An 18,735-nucleotide genomic window follows, 5' to 3' on the forward strand; every position below is an offset into this window, starting at 1 on the left:
GCGTGCGACGGCTTACTTGCCGGCAACCACCCGGGCCAGTTCCAGGCACTTGTTGGAGTAGCCCCACTCGTTGTCGTACCAGGCCACGAGCTTGACGAACGTGGCGTCGAGCGCGATGCCGGCCTCGGCATCGAAGATCGAGGTGCGCGCATCGCCGCGGAAATCGGTCGCCACCACCTTGTCCTCGGTGTAGCCCAGCACGCCCTTGAGCGCGCCTTCGCTCTGCGCCTTGATCTCGGCCTTGATCTCGTCGTAGGTCGCCGGCTTCTCCAGTTCGGCGGTCAGGTCGACCACCGACACGTCCGAGGTCGGCACGCGGAAGCTCATGCCGGTGAGCTTCTTGTTGAGCGAGGGGATCACCACGCCGACCGCCTTGGCCGCACCGGTCGAGGACGGGATGATGTTCTCCAGGATGCCGCGACCGCCGCGCCAGTCCTTGTTGGACGGGCCGTCGACGGTCTTCTGGGTCGCGGTCGCCGCGTGCACGGTGGTCATCAGGCCACGCTTGATGCCCCACTTGTCGTGGATGACCTTGGCCAGCGGGGCCAGGCAATTGGTCGTGCACGAGGCATTGGAGACGATCGCCTGGCCCGCGTAGCTGTCGTGGTTGACACCGTAGACGAACATCGGCGTGTCGTCCTTCGACGGCGCCGACAGGATGACCTTCTTGGCGCCGGCATCGATGTGCTTCTGCGCGGTGTCCTTGGTCAGGAACAGACCGGTGGACTCAATCACGACCTCGGCGCCGACCGCGTCCCACTTCAGGTTCGCCGGGTCACGTTCCTGGGTCAGGCGGATCCGGGCGCCGTTGACCACGAGCGTGTCGCCGTCGACCGACACCTCGCCCTGGAACCGGCCATGCACCGAGTCGTACTGCAGCATGTAGGCCAGGTAGTCGGGCTCGAGCAGATCGTTGATCGCGACGATCTCGATCTCGCCGTCGAAATTCTCCACCGCAGAGCGCAGCACGTTGCGGCCGATGCGGCCGAAGCCGTTGATGCCTACCTTGATCGCCATGAATCCGGACTCCTGCAGCCGCGCGGGTGCGGCACGTGAAAGGGAAGGAACGCCATGCCGGCGATGCCGGCATCGGAGACAGCACCGCCGATTCTACCGCGAGCCCGGATCGCGCGTAGTCGCGCGGCCCAAGCGCAGAACGATCGCCATGGCGTTGATCGGGATCAAGGCGCACACCTGGCAAGCGGCGGAGACTGGCGCCAGTTCCCACGAAGAGACCGCCACGATGCGTCCGCTGTCCATTGCCCTGCTTGCCCTCGCCTGCGCTGTTCCCGCCCTCCCCGCCGCCGCCCAGTCGGCCGGCGAGTGGACCGTCGCGATCGGCGCCCACAACGTCAATCCCAAGTCCGACAACGGCACGCTGGCCAACGGCACCCTGCCGCTGTCGATCGGCAGCAGCACCCGCCCGACGATCGCGGTCGAGTACTTCGTGCGCGACAACCTCGGCGTCGAAGTGCTGGCCGCCACGCCCTTCCGCCACGACATCGACATCAAGGGCCTGGGCAAGGTCGGCAGCACCAAGCACCTGCCGCCGACGGTGAGCCTGCAGTACCACTTCAACAGCGCCGGCGCGGTCTCGCCGCTGGTTGGCGTCGGCGTCAACTACACCACCTTCTTCGACGAAGAAACTCGCGGTGCGCTGGCCGGATCGCGTCTGGCACTGAGCAACTCCTGGGGTCTGGCCGCGCACGTCGGCGTCGACTTCAAGGTCGGCAACGGTGCGATCCGCGTCGACGCGCGCTGGATGGACATCGACAGCGATGTCCGCGTGGATGGCGTCAAGCTGGGCACCGCGAACATCGACCCGCTGGTCTACGGCGCGGCGTACGTCCTGAAGTTCTGATCCATCGAGTCCGACAGGCGGCGCATCCGATACAATGGATCGGATGCGCCGTTTCGTTCTGTCGTTTTGCCTGCTCGCCCTCGCGGCGACCTCCTCGTCCGCACTCGCCTGGGGCCAACTCGGCCACCGGCTGGTCGCCCAGCTTGCCGAGCGCGACCTCACGCCGCAGGCGCGGGCGCAGGTCGATGCGCTGCTCGCAGGCGAACCCGATCCAACCCTGGGTGGTATCGCCTCCTGGGCCGATGCCCTGCGGGAGCACGACCCGGCACTGGGCCGCCGCTCGGCGAAATGGCATTACGTCAACATCGGCGAGTCGGCCTGCCGCTACCAGGCCACGCGCGACTGCCCGAACGGCGATTGCGTGGTCGAGGCGATCGTCGCCCAGACCGCGATCCTGGCCGACACCGCGCGTCCGCGCGCACAACGCGTCACCGCGCTGAAGTTCGTCGTGCACTTCGTCGGCGACGCGCACCAGCCGATGCACGCCGGCTACGCCCACGACAAGGGCGGCAACACCCACCAGATCAATCACCGCGGACGCGGCACCAACCTGCACGCGTTCTGGGACAGCGGCATGCTCAACAGCATCGGGCGCAGCGATGCCGACTGGCTGGCGCATCTGAGCACGCTGCCGCCGCCTGCACCCGCGGCACGCGTGCTGCCACCGCCCGCGCAGGACTGGGCCGAAGCCGCCTGCCGCATCGCGGTCGCACCCGGCGTGTATCCCGCGCGCGGCCGGCTCGGCCAGGACTATGTGAGCGTCCACCTACCGACCGCCGAGCGGCAGTTGCGCGACGCCGGCGCCCGGCTCGGCGCCCTGCTCAATGCCGCGCTGGCGCCCGCGGCGCCCTGAATCGCGCGAACCTTCCCGTCACGGCGGGCTCCTACAGTGCGCTGGCCCGCCCGCAGGAGCCGTCCATGCCGCCCGAGGTCACCCCGTTCTTCCACGCCGCCAGCAGCACGTGGAGCTACGTCGTCCGCGATCGGCGCTCGCGCGCGGCTGCGCTCATCGACCCGGTGCTCGACTTCGACGCCGCATCGGCCAGGACCGCCACGGTGTCGGCCGGCCACCTGCTCGATCATGTGCGCAGCCACGAGCTCGACGTGCAGTGGATCCTGGAAACCCATGCCCATGCCGATCATCTTTCGGCAGGCGACTGGCTGCGCCGGCAATTGCCCGCCGCCCGCCTGGCGATCGGCGAGGGCATCCGCACAGTGCAGAAGACCTTCCGGCCGATCTTCAACCTCGGCGAACACGTCCTGGAGGACGGCTCGCAGTTCGACCGACTGTTCGCGCCCAATGCCGAGTTCGCCATCGGCGAGATGACCGCACGGGCCATCCCCGTGCCCGGACACACCAGCGACAGCAGTGCGTATCTGATCGGCGATGCGCTGTTCACCGGCGACTCGTTGTTCATGCCCGACGGCGGTACCGCGCGCTGCGATTTCCCGGGTGGCGATGCGGCGACGCTGTACCGCTCGATCCAGCGGCTGTTCGCCCTCCCCGACAGCACCCGCGTGTTCGTCTGCCACGACTACGGGCCGGGCGGTCGCCCGGTGGCCTGCGAGACGACGATCGGCTGCCAGCGGCGCGAGAACATCCACGTGCGCGAGGGCATCGATGAAGCAACGTTCGTCGCGATGCGCACCGCGCGCGATGCGACACTGGCGATGCCGGCACTGCTGCTGCCGGCGGTGCAGACCAATCTGCGCGCCGGGGCGCTGCCCGAGCCCGAAGCCAACGGCGTGCGCTATCTCAAGCTGCCGATCGACACGTTGTAGCGACGCGATGCCCCCGCGCTTTACCCGGTATCGCCGCATCGTTATTCTCGGACGAACATAACGCCGAGGTCCGACGATGCCCCTGTCCCGCCGCTTGGTGCCAGCGCTGTTGCTGATGCTGCCTGCCTGGGCCGGCGCGCAGGAGGCAGGCGGGCATGCGACCGCCGGGCGCGCGTCCGCACCGGTGGCCGCATCGCCGCACGTGGTGCCGCTCGACGAGGGCGCGCGCGCGACGCTGCAACGGCGCGACCTCGCGTTCGACGACCACGGCCATGCACGCCGTTGCGAAGGCGTGTCGCTGGCTGCGCTGCTGCAGGCCAGCGGCGCGATGCCGGTCGCCCCGCTGCGTGGCGGCGACCTGACACGCTACGTGCTGGTGCGCGCGCGCGACGGCTACCGTGCGCTGTTCTCGCTGGCCGAGCTCGACCCCACGCTCGGTGGCCGCACCGTCCTGCTGGCCGACCGCTGCGATGGCCAGCCGCTGGATGCGGCCCACGGTCCACTGCGGTTGGTGATCGACGGCGACACGCGCGCGGCGCGCAGCGTGCGCCAGGTCGAGCAGATCGTCGTGGTCGCTGCCCCCTGATCCCGAACCGGACGCCTTGCGATGCTCCCCTCGTTCTCCAGCCATCTCCGTGCCTGGCTGCTGCCCGCCCTGCTCCTGTTCGCGGCCGTGCCCGCCTCCGCGCAGGCCCCGCTGACGGTGTTCGCGGCCGCCAGCCTCAAGGAATCGCTCGATGCCGCCGCCGCGCAGTACACGCGCCAGACCGGCCAGCCGGTCCGTGTGTCGTACGCGGCCAGTTCGGCATTGGCGCGCCAGATCGCGCAGCGCGCGCCGGCCGACGTGTTCGTCTCCGCCGACCAGGACTGGATGGATTGGCTGGCGCAGCGCGGGATGATCGACGCCGCATCGCGACGCAACCTGCTGGGTAACCGCCTGGTGCTGATCGCGCCGGCCGACAGCGCCGCGCAGCCGTTCGCGCTGGACGCGCGCAGCGACCTGCTGCCGCTGCTGGGCCCGCGCGGCCGGCTGTCGCTGGCCCTCACCGCCAGTGTGCCGGCCGGCAAGTACGCCAAGGCGGCGTTCGAGTCCTTCGGCACCTGGAGCGTGCTGCGCCCACGCGTCGCCGAGTCCGACAGCGTGCGCGCCGCGCTGGCGCTGGTCGCCCGCGGCGAGGCGCCGCTGGGCGTGGTCTACGCAAGCGACGCGCGCGCCGAGCCGCGGGTCAAGGTGCTGGCGACGTTTCCGGCCGGCAGCCATCCGGAGATCATCTATCCGGTCGCGCGGGTGGCGGGCAGTGCGCAACCGCGCCAGGCCGACGCGTTCATGCACTGGCTCGACGGCGATGCCGCGGCGGAGATCTTCCGCCGCCACGGCTTCACGATCCGCTGAGCCGCACGATGGCGTCGACCGCCTGGTACGCCTTCTCGCCGGACGAGCTGGTCGCGATCGGGCTGAGCCTCAAGGTCGCGACCGCGGCCGCGCTCGGCAGCCTGCCGCTCGGCATCGCGATCGCCTGGCTGCTGGCACGCCGGCGCTTTCCGGGCAAGGCGCTGCTCGACGCCCTGGTGCATCTGCCGCTGGTGCTGCCGCCGGTCGTGGTGGGGTACGCATTGCTGGTGATGCTCGGTGGCAACGGCCCGGTGGGCCTGTGGCTCGAAGAGACCCTCGGCATCAGCGTCGCGTTCCGCTGGACCGGTGCCGCGCTCGCCAGCGCGCTGATGGGCTTTCCGCTGATGGTGCGCACGATCCGTTTGTCGATCGAGAACGTCGACCGCCGGCTCGAGCAGGCGGCCGCGACGCTCGGCGCCGGGCCGTGGCGCGTATTCCTGACGATCACGCTGCCGCTGGCCTGGCCGGGCGTGGTGGCCGGCGCCGTCCTCGCATTCGCCAAGGCGCTGGGCGAGTTCGGCGCGACGATCACCTTCGTCTCCAACATCCCTGGCGAAACGCAGACCATGTCCTCGGCGATCTATGGCCTGCTGCAGGTGCCCGGCGGCGAAGCCGGCATCTGGCGCCTTGCGCTGGTCGCGGTCGCGATCTCGCTGGCGGCGCTCTTGGCCTCCGAGTGGCTGGTTCGCCGCCAGCGCACAGGCCGTGACGCATGAGCCTGGCGATCGACATCCAGCTGCGCCTGGGCAGCTTCGCGCGCGCGGTGCGTATCGACGCCGATCAGCGCGTGGTTGCGCTGACCGGGCCATCCGGCGCAGGCAAGACCAGTGTGCTCAATGCGATCGCTGGCCTGGTGCGCCCCCACGCCGGGCGCATCGAGATCGACGGCCGCGTGCTGTTCGACAGCGCACGCCGGATCGACCTGCCGGTGCATCGGCGACGCGTGGGCTACGTGTTCCAGGACGCCCGGTTGTTCCCGCACCTGGATGTGCGGCGCAACCTGCGCTACGGACGCCACACGGGCCCCCAGACCATTGCGCTGGATGACGTGGTCGAGCTGCTCGGCATCGGCCATCTGCTCGCGCGACGACCGGCGCACCTGTCGGGCGGTGAGGCGCAGCGCGTCGCGATCGGCCGCGCCCTGCTTTCGCAGCCGGCGGTGCTGCTGTTCGACGAGCCGCTGTCGGCGCTCGACCAGGCGCGCCGGGAGGAATTGATTCCCTGGCTGCAGCGCGTCCGCGACGAAGTCCGACTGCCGATGCTCTACGTCAGTCACCATCCCGACGAGGTCCGGCGGCTGGCCGATACCGTGCATGTGCTCGACGGACCGGTCGCATCGACGACGCGCTGTGAGGGCGAAGCGCTCACACATCGATGACCTTCGGCACTGCGTGCCGTCGCCTGGGATCGCCATCCTGCCGCTCCCGCATCTCGTGTCGGCACCCATGCTCCAGTCGCGCACTCCGTCGCTGCTTCAGCGTCCCATCGTCGTTGTCCTGCTTGCGGTGGCGGCCGGCCTGCTGCTGCGCTCGGCCATCGGGCCGGAGCCCAATGCCTGGCTGATCTGGTTCGCCCCCGTACCTACACTGTGGCTCGCGCTGTCGCTGCGCCGCCGCGGGCTGGCGCACCTGGCGGTCCTGATCGCCACGCTGGTCGCGGCCACGACCTATGCCAGCTATCTGCGCATGCTGATGCCGGCCCCGTTCGCGGCGCTCGCCGTGTGCGGGTTCGCAGCGGGCTGGTGGCTGGCGATCATGCTGGCGCAGCGCATCGTGCTGCGCTTCGCCCGCTGGTGGACCGTGTTGGCCTACCCACTGACGTGGGCCGCCATCGACCTGGTCATGGGCCGACAGCTGCCCGACGGCCAGTGGGGCAGCGCCGCCTACAGCCAGAGCGAGTGGCTGCCGATGCTGCAGACCACCGCGCTGGGCGGCACGCCGGCCCTGCTGTTCGTGCTCTGCCTGCCCGCGTCCGGGCTCGCCTTGTGGCTCGCGACCTCCTGGCCTGCCCGGCAGCGCATCCTCGCGCTCGCCGTGGCCGCAATCGTGCCGCTGGCGGCGTTCGGCTACGGCAGCGCCCGACTGCAAGCTGCCCCGGAGGCCAGCGGCCACCTGCGCATCGGTCTGGCGTCGATCGACGACCTCGTGCTGCCGCGCATGCCCGAGGCCGTCGCGACCGAAGTCCGCGAGGGCTATGCCCGCCTGGTGGCCCAACTGGCCGACGAAGGCGCCGAGTTGATCGTGCTGCCGGAGAAGGCCGCCATCCTGGCGCCCGCAGCCGCGACGGTCTGGCAACGCGACTTCGCCGCGCTCGCCCGCCAGCACGGCGTGTGGCTCGAAGTGGGCGTCGGGATCGACGATGGCCGCGCGCCGCGCAACCAGGCCTGGCTGTTCGACCCCGAAGGGCGGCTGCGCCAGGACTACGAGAAGCTGCGGCTGGCCCCGCCCGAGCGCCGCCAGGGCTACCGCCACGGCAGCGAGATCGCGGTGCAGGAGATCGACGGCCTGCGGACTGGCCTTGCGATCTGCAAAGACATGCACTTCGCCAGCGTCGGCCGCCGCTACGGTCGCGATGCTGTCGGACTGATGCTGGTGCCGGCCTGGGACTTCGACTATGTCGACGCCTGGATGGGCGCGCGCATGACCCTGGTACGCGGGGTGGAGAATGGCTACGCGGTTGTTCGTCCCGCGCGCGAAGGCCTGATGAGCGTCAGCGACGGCTGGGGCCGGCTTATCGCCGAAGCGCGAAGCGCACCGCTGCCCGGCGCCCGGCTCCTGGCCCAGTTGCCGCGCACCTCACCTGGTATGACGCCCTACACGCGGGTCGGCGACGTGTTCGGCCTGCTCTGCCTGCTCGCGACCCTGACGTTGGTGCTGGCGACATGGCGCCGCGGTCACGCCTCCCCGACGGCGCGCCGCACACACTGAGCGCTCTCGCCTCAAGGCATCGCCGATGCGTCGTCCACGCAAGCAGTCGGTTCCGGTCGAACACACCCGACGCTACCTGGAACCGGGACCGGTCGTGCTGCTGTCGACCGCCCACCGCGGCGAGCGCGGGATCATGACGCTGGGCTGGCACATGATGCTGGGCGACGACCTGGTCGGCACCTACATCTGGCAGGCCAATCGCAGCCACGCACTGGCCAAGCGCAGTCGCGAATGCGTGATCAACCTTCCCACCGATGCCCTGCTCGACACCGTCGTGGGCATCGGCAATTGCAGCGGCCGTGAGGGCGACAAGTTCGAACGTTTCGGGCTGACCGCGCAGGCGGCGACCGACGTCGGGGCGCCACGGATCGCCGAGTGCCATGCGAACTTCGAATGCCGGCTGCACGAGACCCGGATCACCGCCGACTATCCGCTGTTCGTCTGGCGCGTGGTCCGCGCACACGTCGCGGCGCGGCCGGTATGGCCGCGGACCGTGCACTACCGGGGCGACGGTCGCTTCATGATCGCCGGCCCGACGCGCTCGCTGCGCGCGCTGTTTCGGCCGGAGATGCTCGACCAGTGAAGTACCCGCACGGGGCGTCGCGGTCGTCGCGACGCCCCGTGCGCAACCGCAGGCAGGGTGCCTGCGGGCAGGCTCAGAAGCTGTAGGTGAAGGTCAGCTGGCCGTTGCGCTTCTCGCCGTAGGCGCCGTAACCGTTGACCTGCGCCAAGTATTCCTTGTCCAGCAGATTGTTGAGGTTGGCCTGCACGGTCCACTCCGAACCCAGCTGATAGCGCACGAAGGCGTTGACCAGCGCATAGCCGCTCTGCTCGAGCTGCAGGTCGTAGGCCGGCACCGGGTAGTAGATACGGTTCTGCCAGTTCACACCGCCGCCGACGGTCAGCGCCGGCAGGCTGCGCGGGGTGTAGCTGGTGAACGCCTTGAGCGTGGACTGCGGCAGGCGCGTGTTGATGTCGGCGCCGTTGATGTCCTTGGCCACGTAGCGCGATGCACCGAACGTCGCGTTCCAGCCCGGTGCCAGTTGGCCGTTCACCTCGAACTCGAAGCCACGGCTGACGGTGCCGCGCGCGGCGATGGAGGCGAACTCGTTCGGATGGCCCGGAATCGGTGTGGTCGTGATCTGGGCCACGTTGTCCTGCTCGATCCGGAATACAGCGAACGATGCATTCAAGCGGTTGTCGAACCACGCACCCTTGACACCCACTTCGTAACTCTTGCCGTCGACCGGATCCAGATAGTTGTAGTTGATGTCGCGCGCGACCTGCGGCTGGAAGATTTCGGTGTAGCTGGCGTAGGTCGAATACGTGTCGTTGATCTCGAACACCAGGCCGGCATACGGCGTGGTCGAGGTGTGGCTGCGATCGGCCAGTTCGCCCTCGCTCTCCCACTCGGTGTAGCGCGCGCCGACGATCAGCTTCAACGGATCGGCCAGCGACAGGCGCGTGGCCGCGTAGGCCGCCTTCTGGGTGATGGTGCCCTTGCTGGCCAGGCTCAGCGGGTTCCAGATCGGCTGCGGGAAGTTCCGGAGGTCGTCCGGATAGACGATCGGTGCCCAGCCGCCCTGGTAATCACCGTAGTTGGCGAAGTCGCGCTTGTTGTAGCTCAGGCCGCCCATCACTTGATGCTCGCGGCCGAACAGCTGGAAGGGGCCTTCGACATAGCCGTCCACCGCGTCGACCTGGCGCTCGGTGTTGTACAGGCCCGCCGACGGCGTCACGCCCGCACCGGTGTCGCGGTCGAGCAGCGAGCCGCCGGTGACCCAGTCGTTGTATGCCGGGTAGAACAGCTTGTCGTTGGCCTTGGTGCGGTCGTGGGTGGCGCCCACGCGCAGGTTCCAGCCGCTGGCGAAGGCATGCGTGAGGGTCGCGAACGCGCGCTTGCTGGTGGTGTCCCAGTAGGTCCACTCGGGGTTGGCGTTGAACGATGGGCCGTACGGGGTTCGAGTACCGTCCGAATACAGCATCGGGAAGCCGCCCCACGTCGCCCCGTCGGCGCGCTTGTGCTGGTAGTCGTAGCCCACGCTGAGCTGGGTGTCGGGCGTGAGATCGGCATCGATCACCACGTAGCCCAACTGCTTGCGCTGGCTGTAGCGCTCCATCTGGGCATCGGTCTCGAGATAGCTGCCGATCGCGCGAGCGCGCACGGTGCCGCTGGCGTTGAGCGGCGTCGTCACGTCGACAGTCGTGCGGTTACGGCCCCACTCGCCGATGTTGAGCGACACGCTACCCGTCAGCTCGGCGCTGTCGGCATGCTTGCGGACCAGATTGACCGAGGCCGACGGATTGCCCGCGCCGCTCAGCAGGCCGGTCGCCCCACGCACGATCTCGACACGGTCGTACAGCGCCAGGTCGAGCCCCGAGTCGCCATAGCTCCAGTTCTGCACCATCTGGGTCGGCAGCCCGTCGAACTGGTAGCTGTCGATGTAGAACCCGCGCGCATAGAACTCGGTGCGCTCGCTGTCGGACTGCGTGCTGCTGACACCGGTGGTGTTGGCCAGCACGTCGATGATGTCATCGAGATTCTGGTCGGCAATGCGCTCGTGGCTGATGATGCTGACCGACTGCGGGATCTCGCGCGCAGTCAGGTCGAAGCGCGTACCGGCCGACGTCCGGCGCACCGAGTAGCCCTCGGCGCGCTCGCCCTTGACCTGAAGGCCGTCGAGGGTGGTGACCCGGTCCGCGGCGTCGTCGGCGATCGCGCCCGACGCGAATCCCAGGGTGGACAGCGCGACCAAGGTCGCACAGGCGAGCGGTGCCCGCCGGACGGGGGCGACATGCAAAGGACGACGGCGCATGGGGATCTTCTGGTTGTGGCGGGGAGGGGAACCGCGCGACACAGCCGCATCGCGCCGATACGCGAATGTTAACGATTCTCAATCAATCCTGCCAGCCAAACCGGGGTCAGAGTGCAATTTCCCCGCAATCGGAACCAGAAATTGCACTCTGACCCCGGTTCTGGACGGTCTGGCATCCACCGTGCCTGCACATCGGCTGGCCGATAACGCCCTCCATGTTCATCCGCGCCTGGTTCGCCCTGCTTCTGCTGTCGCTGAGCGCTTGCGACGGCTACCCACGCGATGCCCAGGGCAGTACCGAGCGCGCGCGCCAGACCCTGCGCGTCGGGGTCAGTCACGACCCGCCGTTCGTCGAGGTGCATGCCGGTCAGGCGCCGACCGGCCGTGAGATCGAGCTCATCCAAGCCTTCGCGCGCGACCACGGCTACACGGTCGAGTGGGTCGAGGACGGGCACGAGCCATTGATGACGGCCCTGCTCGGCAACCGCTTGCACTTGGTCGTCGGCGGTCATGGCACGGACTCTCCCTGGACGGATGTCGGCTGGTCGCGCGCGTTCGTACTGCGCGCCCCCGGCGGCGGCTTCGCCCGACGCCGGTTCGCGCTGCCACCCGCCGAGAACGCCTGGCAGTTGTCGATCGACCGCTATCTCCACGCCCGCGAGCGGACGCTGCGATGAGCGCCGACGCCCACCGTCCGCAACCGCCGCCCGTCGAACGCACGCCCGACCCGCTCGGGCCGGCGCAGCAGCGCGAACTTCAGCGCGCCGCCCACTTGTGCTGGTGGTCGCTGGGACTGCTGGGCGCGGTGTCGGTGGTGATGTACGTCGCGATGGGCGGCTCGAAGGCGATGCAGACCGCGCTGGTCGAGGACCTGCTGAGCCTGTTGCCGCCGGCCGCGTTCCTGATCGCGCTGCGCTTTCGCGCTCGCGGCATCGATCGCACCTACATCAACGGTCGCGAGCGCGCGTTCGACATCACCTTCCTCGCGTCCTCGGTCGCGCTGACTGGCATGGGCGCCCTGCTCGTGCTCGACGGCCTGCACGTACTGATCACCCGGGCGCGTCCGGTCGTGGGAACCGTCGTCATCGGCGACACGGTGGTCTGGCAGGGCTGGTTGATGATCGCCGCGCTCGCCGTCTCGGCAATCCCGCCGGTGATCCTGGGCCGCCTGAAGCTCAAGGTGGCGCTCGAACTGTCGTCCAAGCCGCTCTACACCGACGCCGACATGAACAAGGCCGACTGGATGACCGCGCTTGCGGGCATCGCCGGCGTGCTCGGCATCGGCTTCGGCCTGTGGTGGGCAGACGCCGCGGCCGCGATCTTCATCGCCATCGAGGTGCTGCGCGATGGGGTGCGCAACCTGCGCAACGCCGTGCGCGACATGCACGACGCCCGCCCGCAGCACGCCGACCGCAGCGATCACGATCCCCTGCCCGCCCGGGTCGGCGAAGCCGTTCGCGCCCTCGACGGCGTCCGCACGTGCCGCGTGCGCTTCCATGAAGAAGGCCTACGCCTGTCGGGCGTGGTGTTCGTGGAGACCGAAGATGGCACCCTCAGCACCGCGATGGCGCAGGCCGTGCGCGAGACCGCCCGCGCCGTCCACTGGCGGATCGATGACGTCACCGCGACCGCCGCGCAATCGCCGCGCACCCCGGCCGCCTGAGCCAAAACCGGGGTCAGAGTGTAATTTCGAGCACCATCACCCAACCCATCACACCGAATAAAGAAATCAAGCACGCTGCCCCCGGTTTGGGAATGCGTCATCACGAACCACACGCAGCGCCGCCCGCCTGCGCGACCAGGCGCACGTCCGGTAGGCTTGCCGGCATGACGTCCCATCTCCAAGACTTCGACGCCGCCGTTGCCCGCATCCGCGCCCACGTCGACGGCCCGCTGCACATCGGGGCCCCGCTGGGCATTGGCAAACCGCACCGGCTGCTCAACGCCCTGTACGCCGCTGCAGTCGCGGACCCGTCGCGCCCGCTCACCCTCTACACTGCTCTGTCGCTCGACCCGCCTTCGGGCGGGGGCGACCTGCAGGGCCGCTTCCTCGGCCCATTCGCGCGACGCCACTTCGGCGAGGACTTCATCCGGCTCGACTACGTGAAGGCGTTGATGCGCGACGCCCTGCCGCCGCATATCAGCGTCGAGGAGTTCTACATGCAGTCCGGCGCGATGCTGGGCTCGTCCCAGGCGCAGCGCCGCTACGCCAGCCTCAACTACACGCACGTGGCGCGCGCGCTCGTCGACCGAGGCGTCAACGTGCTGGTGCAGAAGGTTGCGGCCAACGAGGACGGCAGCCGCCTGTCGCTGTCGTCGAACACCGACCTGACCTTCGACACCATCGACGCCCTCGTCCAGGCCGGTCACCCGCGGCCGCTGCTGGTGGCCGAAATCGACCCCGAACTGCCGTGGCTCGGCGGGACGGCCGCGGTCGATGCCGGTTTCTTCGACCTCGTCGTGACGCCGCCGCCCCCGTACCCGCGCCTGTTCGGCCTGCCGCGGCAGCCGGTGTCCGATGCCGACTACGCGATCGGGTTCTACGCCAGCACGCTGGTCCGCGACGGCGGTACGCTGCAGATCGGCATCGGCGCGCTGGCCGACGCGCTGTGCCACGCGCTGGCGTTGCGCCACATCGACAACGCCGCCTACCGCCGGGTGCTGCAGGCGATCGATCCCGACCTGATCGCGCATCCCACCGTCGTGGCCTGCGGTGGACTCGACCCGTTCGAGACCGGCCTGTACGGCTGCAGCGAAATGATCAACGAGGGGTTCAAGCGCCTGGTCGAGGTCGGCGTGATCCGCCGCAAGGTCGTCGACAAGGCCGCATTGATGCGGCGGGCCAACGACGGCACCGCCAGCGCGCTGGACCGGGAGCTGATCGAGCGCGACGGGGAGTTTCTGCACGGCGCGTTTTACCTCGGTTCGCCGGACTTCTACGCCTGGCTGCGCGGGCTCGACGACGACACCCGGCGCGGCATCGGCATGAAACGCGTGGGCGAGGTCAACGAGCTCTACGGACTCGACGAAGGGCTCGAGCGCCTGCAGCGCCGCGATGCGCGTTTCTTCAACAGTTGCATGATGGCGACCGCGCTCGGCGCCGCGGTCTCCGATGCCCTCGACGACGGCCGCGTGGTCTCGGGCGTGGGCGGGCAGTACAACTTCGTCGCGATGTCACACGCGCTGCCCGACGCGCGCTCGGCGCTGCTGTTGCGCGCCACGCGCGAGGCCGGCGGCCGCTATGAATCGAACATCCGCTGGCAGTACGGGCACACGACGATCCCAAGACACCTGCGCGACCTCTACATCACCGAGTACGGCATCGCCGACGTGCGCGGCGCGACCGACGAGGACTGCGTGCGGGCGATGGTGCGCATAGCCGATGCCGAGCACCAGCCCGCGCTGCTCGAACGCGCCCGTGCGGCCGGCAAGCTCGATCCCCGCTTCGTCCGGCCACCGGCCTGGAACCGGAACACCGCCGTACGCCTGCGTGACGCCCTGGCACCGCTGCGCCGCGATGGCACCCTGCCGGCTTATCCGCTGGGCAGTGACTTCGACGCCGTCGAACAGCGCCTGCTGCAGGCGTTGGCCTGGCTCAAATCGGCCTCCGCGACCCGTGCCGGCAAGCTGCGCACCGTGCTCGCGGCGCTACGTGAGGGCAGGACCGACGACACCGCCGCGCTGCAACGCATGGCCCTCGATGCGCCTCACGGGCTGCAAGAGCGCCTGCTCGCGCGCCTGCTCGCACTGGGGCTGCGCCGCACCGCGACGGCCGACAGCGCGCCCCCCTCGTCGGGCGACTGACCTGCCCCGGCAAGCCTCCATGCGCCCCCGGACAGGTGCCGTGCTGGCATGCGGCCTGCCGGCACCGAACACGCCAACTGCCCGCCGCTCCGACGACGAGGTGCAGTCCGCCAGGGATTGCAATGCCGCCCATCGCCGCCATCATGACCATTGCCTCCTTGCCCTGCCGATGCCATGACCACGCGAGCCGACCACCTGCGCGATGCCCTCGCCGCCTTGCAACCCAGCCACCTGGAAGTGCACGACGAGAGCCACATGCACAGCCGCGGGCTTGAGACGCACTACAAGGCGGTGGTCGTCAGCGAGGCGTTCACGGGCAAGCGCGCGATCCAGCGCCACCAGCTCGTCTACCGCACGCTGGGCGAGCAGATGCAACGCATCCACGCCCTGGCGCTGCACACGTTCACACCCGAGGAGTGGGCAGCCGAGGCGCAGGTGCCCGACTCGCCGACCTGCCGTGGCGGCAGCAAGCACGACCTGAAGAACGCAACCGCGCCCAAAGCCTCCTGACGCACGGCGCAGGCCAAAAACCGGGGTCAGAGTGCAATTTCACTGGACGAAATTGCACGCTGACCCCGGTTTTGAGCGCAAAAAAGGCCCGCTTGCGCGGGCCTTCGGGTATCGGGACGGCCGCGGCGCTCAGAGCGCCTTGGCTGCCTCGACGATCTTTTCGACGGTGATGCCGAAGTACGGGTAGAGCTTGTCCGCCGGGGCCGAGGCGCCGAAGCGGTCGATGCCGATGACCGCGCCGTCGAGGCCGACATACGCCCGCCAGAAGCCGGTGACGCCGGCCTCGATCGCGACGCGGCGACGCACCGCATTGGGCAGCACCGATTCGCGATAGGCCGCGTCCTGGCGCTCGAACACGTCGGTCGAGGGCATCGACACCACGCGCACGCCGTCGCCGAGCTGCGCGGCCGCCTCCATCGCCAGCCCGACTTCCGAGCCGGTCGCGATCAGGATCAGCTCTGGTGTGCCGGCGGCGTCCTTGAGCACGTAGCCGCCCCGCGCGATATCGGCGACCTGCGCCGCCTCGCGCGCCTGGTGCGGCAGGTTCTGACGGGAGAACACCAGGCAACTCGGGCCGTCGCTACGCAGCACCGCCGACTTCCAGGCCACCGCCGACTCGACCGCATCGCAGGGGCGCCAGACGTCGTTGTTGGGGATGTAGCGCAGGCTCGCCAGGTGCTCGACCGGCTGGTGCGTCGGGCCGTCTTCGCCCAGGCCGATCGAATCGTGGGTGTAGACGTGGATCGCATGCGCCGGGATCAGCGCGCTCATGCGCACCGCGTTGCGGGCGTAGTCGCTGAACACCAGGAAGGTGGCATCGAACGGCACGAAGCCGCCGTGCAGCGCCAGGCCGTTGGCGATCGCGCTCATGCCGAACTCGCGCACGCCGTAGTAGACGTAGTTCGCATCGGCGTCGTGGCTGGCCGCAGTCTTGCAGCCCTTCCACAGCGTCAGGTTCGAGTGCGCAAGGTCGGCCGAGCCGCCGACGAGTTCGGGCAGCAGCGGCGCGAACGCCTCGATCGTCATCTGCGAAGCCTTGCGCGAGGCGATCGTCGGGCCATCGGCCTGCAGCTTGGCGACGAATGCGTCCGCGGCCTTGGCGAAATCGGCAGGCAGCTCACCGCGGGTGCGGCGCAGCAGCTCAGCCGCCAGTTCGGGATGCGCGGCTTGGTAGGCCTCGAAGCGCTGGTTCCAGGCGTCCTCGCGAGCCTGGCCGGCCGCATTCGCGCGCCAGGCATCGCGGATCGCCTCGGGGATCTCGAACGGGCCGTGCGTCCAGCCGAGCGCGGCGCGCGTGGCGTCCGACTCTTCCTTGCCGAGCGGCGCGCCGTGTGAGGACTCCTTGCCACCGCGGTTCGGCGAGCCGAAGCCGATCGTCGTACGGCAGCACACCAGCACCGGACGGTCGTCCTGCGCAACGGCCTCGCCGATCGCGCGCGAGATCGCCTCGGCGTCGTGGCCGTCGACGTCGCGGATCACGCGCCAGCCGTAGGCTTCGAAGCGCGCCGGGGTGTCGTCGGTGAACCAACCGGCGGTGTTGCCGTCGATCGAGATGCGGTTGTCATCCCAGAACGCGACCAGCTTGCCCAGACCGAGGGTGCCGGCCAGGGACGCGGCCTCGTGCGAGATGCCTTCCATCAAGCAGCCGTCGCCCAGGAACACCCAGGTGCGGTGGTCAACGATGTCGAAGCCATCGCGGTTGAACTGCTGAGCGAGCAGCCGCTCGGCGAGCGCGAAACCGACCGCATTGGCAAATCCCTGCCCCAGCGGCCCGGTGGTCGTCTCGACGCCCGGCGTCTCGTAGCGCTCGGGGTGGCCGGCGGTGCGGCTGTGCAGCTGCCGGAAGTTCTTCAGCTCCTCGATCGGCAGGTCGTAGCCCGACAGGTGCAGCAGCGCGTACTGCAGCATCGAACCGTGGCCGTTGGACAGCACGAAGCGGTCGCGGTCGATCCAGCCCGGATTGCCCGGGTTGTGGCTGAGGTGGTCGTTCCACAGCACTTCGGCGATGTCGGCCATGCCCATCGGCATGCCGGGGTGGCCCGACTTGGCGGCATCGACCGCGTCGATGGCAAGGAAGCGGATGGCGTTGGCGAGTTCGCGACGGGTCGGCGTGGTCATGGGCTCGGGAGCGGCGGACGGAAGCACCCATTGTCCCATGCCCGCCGCTCCGCTGCCGGCCCGTGCGCAGATCGCGCGGCCGCCGGCGACCGGCCGGGACTCAACCCGGCCGCTGCCGCGCTTCGGGGTCGCCGTGCACGTGGTGCGCATGCAGTTGGCCGTCGGCGCCGGTTTCGAGGTCGTCATGGTCGTGCGCGGCCTCGCTGCGCCCGATCACGACCGAGGCCACCATGTCGCCGCCAATGTTGACCGTGGTCCGGCACATGTCCAGGAACCGGTCGACGCCCAGGATCAGCGCGATGCCTTCGGCCGGAATGCCGAAGGTCACCAGGATCGTCGCGATCACCGGCAGCGAACCGCCCGGCACGCTGGCCGCGCCGATGCCGCCCATGATGCACATCGCCAGGATCATCACCTGCTGCACCAGCGTCAGCTCCACGCCGAACAGCTGAGCCAGGAACAGCACCGTCACGCCTTCGTAGAGTGCGGTGCCGTTCGCGTTGACGGTGGCGCCGAGCGTGCACACGAAGCGTGCCACGCGGCGCGGCACGCCCAGATTCTCCTCGGCGGTCTTGAGCGAGGTGGGCAGCGTGGCCGCGCTCGACGAGGTCGAGAACGCAGTCAGCAGCGCCGGCTGCGCGCCCCGGAGCACGTCAAGCGGCGAGCGCCGGGCCAGCAGCGCGATCAACAAGCCGTACACGCCGAAGAAATGCAGCCCGAGCGCCAGGGCGGCGGTCAGCACGAACCAGCCCAACTGCACCATCAGGCCCAGCCCCATCCGTGCGGTGAGCGTGAACAGCAAGGCTGCGACGGCGTACGGCGCCAGGCGGATCACCCAGTCGATCAGCTTCAGGCTGATGTCGTAGACGCCCTGGACCGCCGAGACGAAGCTGCGCGTGCCCGGGGAGTCGACCACGGCAGCTGCGATACCGAACAGCAGCGAGAAGCACATGACCGCGATCAGATCGGTGTTGGCCGCAGCCGCCACGGGGTTGCGCGGCACCATGTTGAGCAGCATCTCGATCACGCCAACGGGCTTATGGTCGCCCGATACGATCCCGGCAGCCGCCGAGTCGGAGATCGCGGCGTCCAGGAGGGCCCGATCGATCCCGGAGCCCGGCTGCAGCAGATGGGTCATCGCCAGGCCGATCAGCACCGCGATGCAGGTGGTACTGAACACCCACAGCAAGGTCTTGCCACCCAGGCGCCCCAAGGCGCGCGGATCGCCGATCTCCACCACGCCCAGGATCAGGGCCGAGAACACCAGCGGCACCACCAGCATGAACAACAAGCGCAGGAACAGCTGGCCGACCGGCTCGGTGAGATTGACGATCAGCCCTTGGACCCACGGCTGGAACGCCGGCACCGGCTGGCCGTCGGCCCCGGGCACCAGCCACAGGTCGTTGGCAACGGCGTAGCTGCTCAGCAGGTTGATCGACAGTCCCGCGATCGCGCCGATCGCGAACCCGATCAGCATCTTGGTGTGCAGCGCCATGCCGCGCCCGCTCGATGAGGTCATCCGCC

At 69.4% G+C, this 18,735-nt stretch carries 17 protein-coding genes; 13 read left to right on the forward strand and 4 right to left on the reverse strand.

The window, feature by feature from the left end; translation table 11 throughout:
* Positions 1-12: 12 nt before the first annotated feature.
* Positions 13-1,017: a type I glyceraldehyde-3-phosphate dehydrogenase gene (gap, locus tag ABE487_RS14055; protein WP_346447224.1), complete on the reverse strand. Its 1,005-nt coding sequence runs from the start codon at positions 1,015-1,017 to the stop codon at positions 13-15.
* 226 nt (positions 1,018-1,243) lie between these two features.
* On the opposite strand from gap, the gene ABE487_RS14060 reads away from it, so the two are divergent.
* The 9 genes from ABE487_RS14060 to ABE487_RS14100 all read left to right on the forward strand — a co-directional run bounded on the left by ABE487_RS14060 (position 1,244) and on the right by ABE487_RS14100 (position 8,546).
* The gene (locus tag ABE487_RS14060; protein WP_346444611.1) at positions 1,244-1,861 is read left to right on the forward strand and encodes an OmpW family outer membrane protein; all 618 of its coding nucleotides are present in this window, start codon (positions 1,244-1,246) and stop codon (positions 1,859-1,861) included.
* 43 nt (positions 1,862-1,904) lie between these two features.
* Positions 1,905-2,714 (forward strand): S1/P1 nuclease, encoded by an 810-nt coding sequence (locus ABE487_RS14065; RefSeq protein WP_346447225.1) that lies wholly within the window; start codon positions 1,905-1,907, stop codon positions 2,712-2,714.
* A gap of 65 nt (positions 2,715-2,779) precedes the next feature.
* On the forward strand, positions 2,780-3,643 hold the full coding sequence (locus ABE487_RS14070) for an MBL fold metallo-hydrolase (protein ID WP_346447226.1): 864 nt from the start codon (positions 2,780-2,782) through the stop codon (positions 3,641-3,643).
* A 76-nt stretch (positions 3,644-3,719) separates the two neighbouring features.
* On the forward strand, positions 3,720-4,229 hold the full coding sequence (locus tag ABE487_RS14075) for a molybdopterin-dependent oxidoreductase (RefSeq protein WP_346447227.1): 510 nt from the start codon (positions 3,720-3,722) through the stop codon (positions 4,227-4,229).
* Between the two features lie 21 nt (positions 4,230-4,250).
* A complete protein-coding gene (modA, locus tag ABE487_RS14080) occupies positions 4,251-5,036 on the forward strand; it encodes a molybdate ABC transporter substrate-binding protein (RefSeq protein ID WP_346447228.1) in 786 nt (261 codons plus the stop codon).
* Positions 5,037-5,044: 8 nt separating this feature from the next.
* Entirely contained in the window at positions 5,045-5,752 is a 708-nt protein-coding gene (gene modB, locus ABE487_RS14085) for a molybdate ABC transporter permease subunit (RefSeq protein ID WP_346447229.1), read from the forward strand.
* Complete coding sequence (gene modC, locus ABE487_RS14090) at positions 5,749-6,414, forward strand: molybdenum ABC transporter ATP-binding protein (RefSeq protein WP_346444544.1); 666 nt, start codon at positions 5,749-5,751, stop codon at positions 6,412-6,414. The genes modB and modC overlap by 4 nt, the downstream gene beginning before the upstream one ends.
* 55 nt (positions 6,415-6,469) lie before the next feature.
* On the forward strand, positions 6,470-7,963 hold the full coding sequence (locus ABE487_RS14095; RefSeq protein ID WP_346452909.1) for a nitrilase-related carbon-nitrogen hydrolase: 1,494 nt from the start codon (positions 6,470-6,472) through the stop codon (positions 7,961-7,963).
* A gap of 25 nt (positions 7,964-7,988) precedes the next feature.
* On the forward strand, positions 7,989-8,546 hold the full coding sequence (locus ABE487_RS14100; protein ID WP_346444540.1) for a flavin reductase family protein: 558 nt from the start codon (positions 7,989-7,991) through the stop codon (positions 8,544-8,546).
* 73 nt (positions 8,547-8,619) lie between these two features.
* Here the strand turns inward: ABE487_RS14100 and fhuE are convergent, their stop codons facing one another.
* On the reverse strand, positions 8,620-10,779 hold the full coding sequence (gene fhuE, locus ABE487_RS14105) for a ferric-rhodotorulic acid/ferric-coprogen receptor FhuE (RefSeq protein ID WP_346444538.1): 2,160 nt from the start codon (positions 10,777-10,779) through the stop codon (positions 8,620-8,622).
* Between the two features lie 215 nt (positions 10,780-10,994).
* Between fhuE and ABE487_RS14110 the strand changes: the two genes are divergently transcribed.
* The 4 genes from ABE487_RS14110 (at position 10,995) to ABE487_RS14125 (ending at position 15,093) form a co-directional block, all read left to right on the forward strand.
* A complete protein-coding gene (locus ABE487_RS14110; protein ID WP_346444536.1) occupies positions 10,995-11,456 on the forward strand; it encodes a transporter substrate-binding domain-containing protein in 462 nt (153 codons plus the stop codon).
* Entirely contained in the window at positions 11,453-12,442 is a 990-nt protein-coding gene (locus ABE487_RS14115) for a cation transporter (RefSeq protein WP_346452299.1), read from the forward strand. The genes ABE487_RS14110 and ABE487_RS14115 overlap by 4 nt, the downstream gene beginning before the upstream one ends.
* 164 nt (positions 12,443-12,606) lie before the next feature.
* On the forward strand, positions 12,607-14,583 hold the full coding sequence (locus tag ABE487_RS14120; RefSeq protein WP_346452300.1) for an acetyl-CoA hydrolase/transferase C-terminal domain-containing protein: 1,977 nt from the start codon (positions 12,607-12,609) through the stop codon (positions 14,581-14,583).
* A gap of 174 nt (positions 14,584-14,757) precedes the next feature.
* Complete coding sequence (locus ABE487_RS14125; protein ID WP_346447234.1) at positions 14,758-15,093, forward strand: BolA family protein; 336 nt, start codon at positions 14,758-14,760, stop codon at positions 15,091-15,093.
* Positions 15,094-15,222: 129 nt separating this feature from the next.
* Here the strand turns inward: ABE487_RS14125 and tkt are convergent, their stop codons facing one another.
* Together tkt and ABE487_RS14135 are read right to left on the reverse strand one after the other, a co-directional pair.
* Positions 15,223-17,211, reverse strand: a complete 1,989-nt coding sequence (gene tkt / locus ABE487_RS14130) for a transketolase (protein WP_346447235.1) — start codon at positions 17,209-17,211, stop codon at positions 15,223-15,225.
* A gap of 100 nt (positions 17,212-17,311) precedes the next feature.
* Positions 17,312-18,730, reverse strand: coding sequence for a dicarboxylate/amino acid:cation symporter (locus ABE487_RS14135; RefSeq protein WP_346447236.1), 1,419 nt, complete (start codon positions 18,728-18,730; stop codon positions 17,312-17,314).
* Positions 18,731-18,735 lie beyond the last annotated feature (5 nt).

It is taken from the genome of Luteimonas sp. TWI596, from assembly GCF_039674105.1.
GTDB lineage: Bacteria > Pseudomonadota > Gammaproteobacteria > Xanthomonadales > Xanthomonadaceae > Luteimonas.

What these genes read in the sequence shown, in the direction of transcription:
- gap (WP_346447224.1), bottom strand. Translation starts at nt 1,017, where the DNA reads ATGGCGATCAAGGTAGGCATCAACGGCTTCGGCCGCATCGGCCGCAAC.
- ABE487_RS14060 (WP_346444611.1), top strand. Translation starts at nt 1,244, where the DNA reads ATGCGTCCGCTGTCCATTGCCCTGCTTGCCCTCGCCTGCGCTGTTCCC.
- ABE487_RS14065 (WP_346447225.1), top strand. Translation starts at nt 1,905, where the DNA reads ATGCGCCGTTTCGTTCTGTCGTTTTGCCTGCTCGCCCTCGCGGCGACC.
- ABE487_RS14070 (WP_346447226.1), top strand. Translation starts at nt 2,780, where the DNA reads ATGCCGCCCGAGGTCACCCCGTTCTTCCACGCCGCCAGCAGCACGTGG.
- ABE487_RS14075 (WP_346447227.1), top strand. Translation starts at nt 3,720, where the DNA reads ATGCCCCTGTCCCGCCGCTTGGTGCCAGCGCTGTTGCTGATGCTGCCT.
- modA (WP_346447228.1), top strand. Translation starts at nt 4,251, where the DNA reads ATGCTCCCCTCGTTCTCCAGCCATCTCCGTGCCTGGCTGCTGCCCGCC.
- modB (WP_346447229.1), top strand. Translation starts at nt 5,045, where the DNA reads ATGGCGTCGACCGCCTGGTACGCCTTCTCGCCGGACGAGCTGGTCGCG.
- modC (WP_346444544.1), top strand. Translation starts at nt 5,749, where the DNA reads ATGAGCCTGGCGATCGACATCCAGCTGCGCCTGGGCAGCTTCGCGCGC.
- ABE487_RS14100 (WP_346444540.1), top strand. Translation starts at nt 7,989, where the DNA reads ATGCGTCGTCCACGCAAGCAGTCGGTTCCGGTCGAACACACCCGACGC.
- fhuE (WP_346444538.1), bottom strand. Translation starts at nt 10,779, where the DNA reads ATGCGCCGTCGTCCTTTGCATGTCGCCCCCGTCCGGCGGGCACCGCTC.
- ABE487_RS14110 (WP_346444536.1), top strand. Translation starts at nt 10,995, where the DNA reads ATGTTCATCCGCGCCTGGTTCGCCCTGCTTCTGCTGTCGCTGAGCGCT.
- ABE487_RS14115 (WP_346452299.1), top strand. Translation starts at nt 11,453, where the DNA reads ATGAGCGCCGACGCCCACCGTCCGCAACCGCCGCCCGTCGAACGCACG.
- ABE487_RS14120 (WP_346452300.1), top strand. Translation starts at nt 12,607, where the DNA reads ATGACGTCCCATCTCCAAGACTTCGACGCCGCCGTTGCCCGCATCCGC.
- ABE487_RS14125 (WP_346447234.1), top strand. Translation starts at nt 14,758, where the DNA reads ATGACCACGCGAGCCGACCACCTGCGCGATGCCCTCGCCGCCTTGCAA.
- tkt (WP_346447235.1), bottom strand. Translation starts at nt 17,211, where the DNA reads ATGACCACGCCGACCCGTCGCGAACTCGCCAACGCCATCCGCTTCCTT.
- ABE487_RS14135 (WP_346447236.1), bottom strand. Translation starts at nt 18,730, where the DNA reads ATGACCTCATCGAGCGGGCGCGGCATGGCGCTGCACACCAAGATGCTG.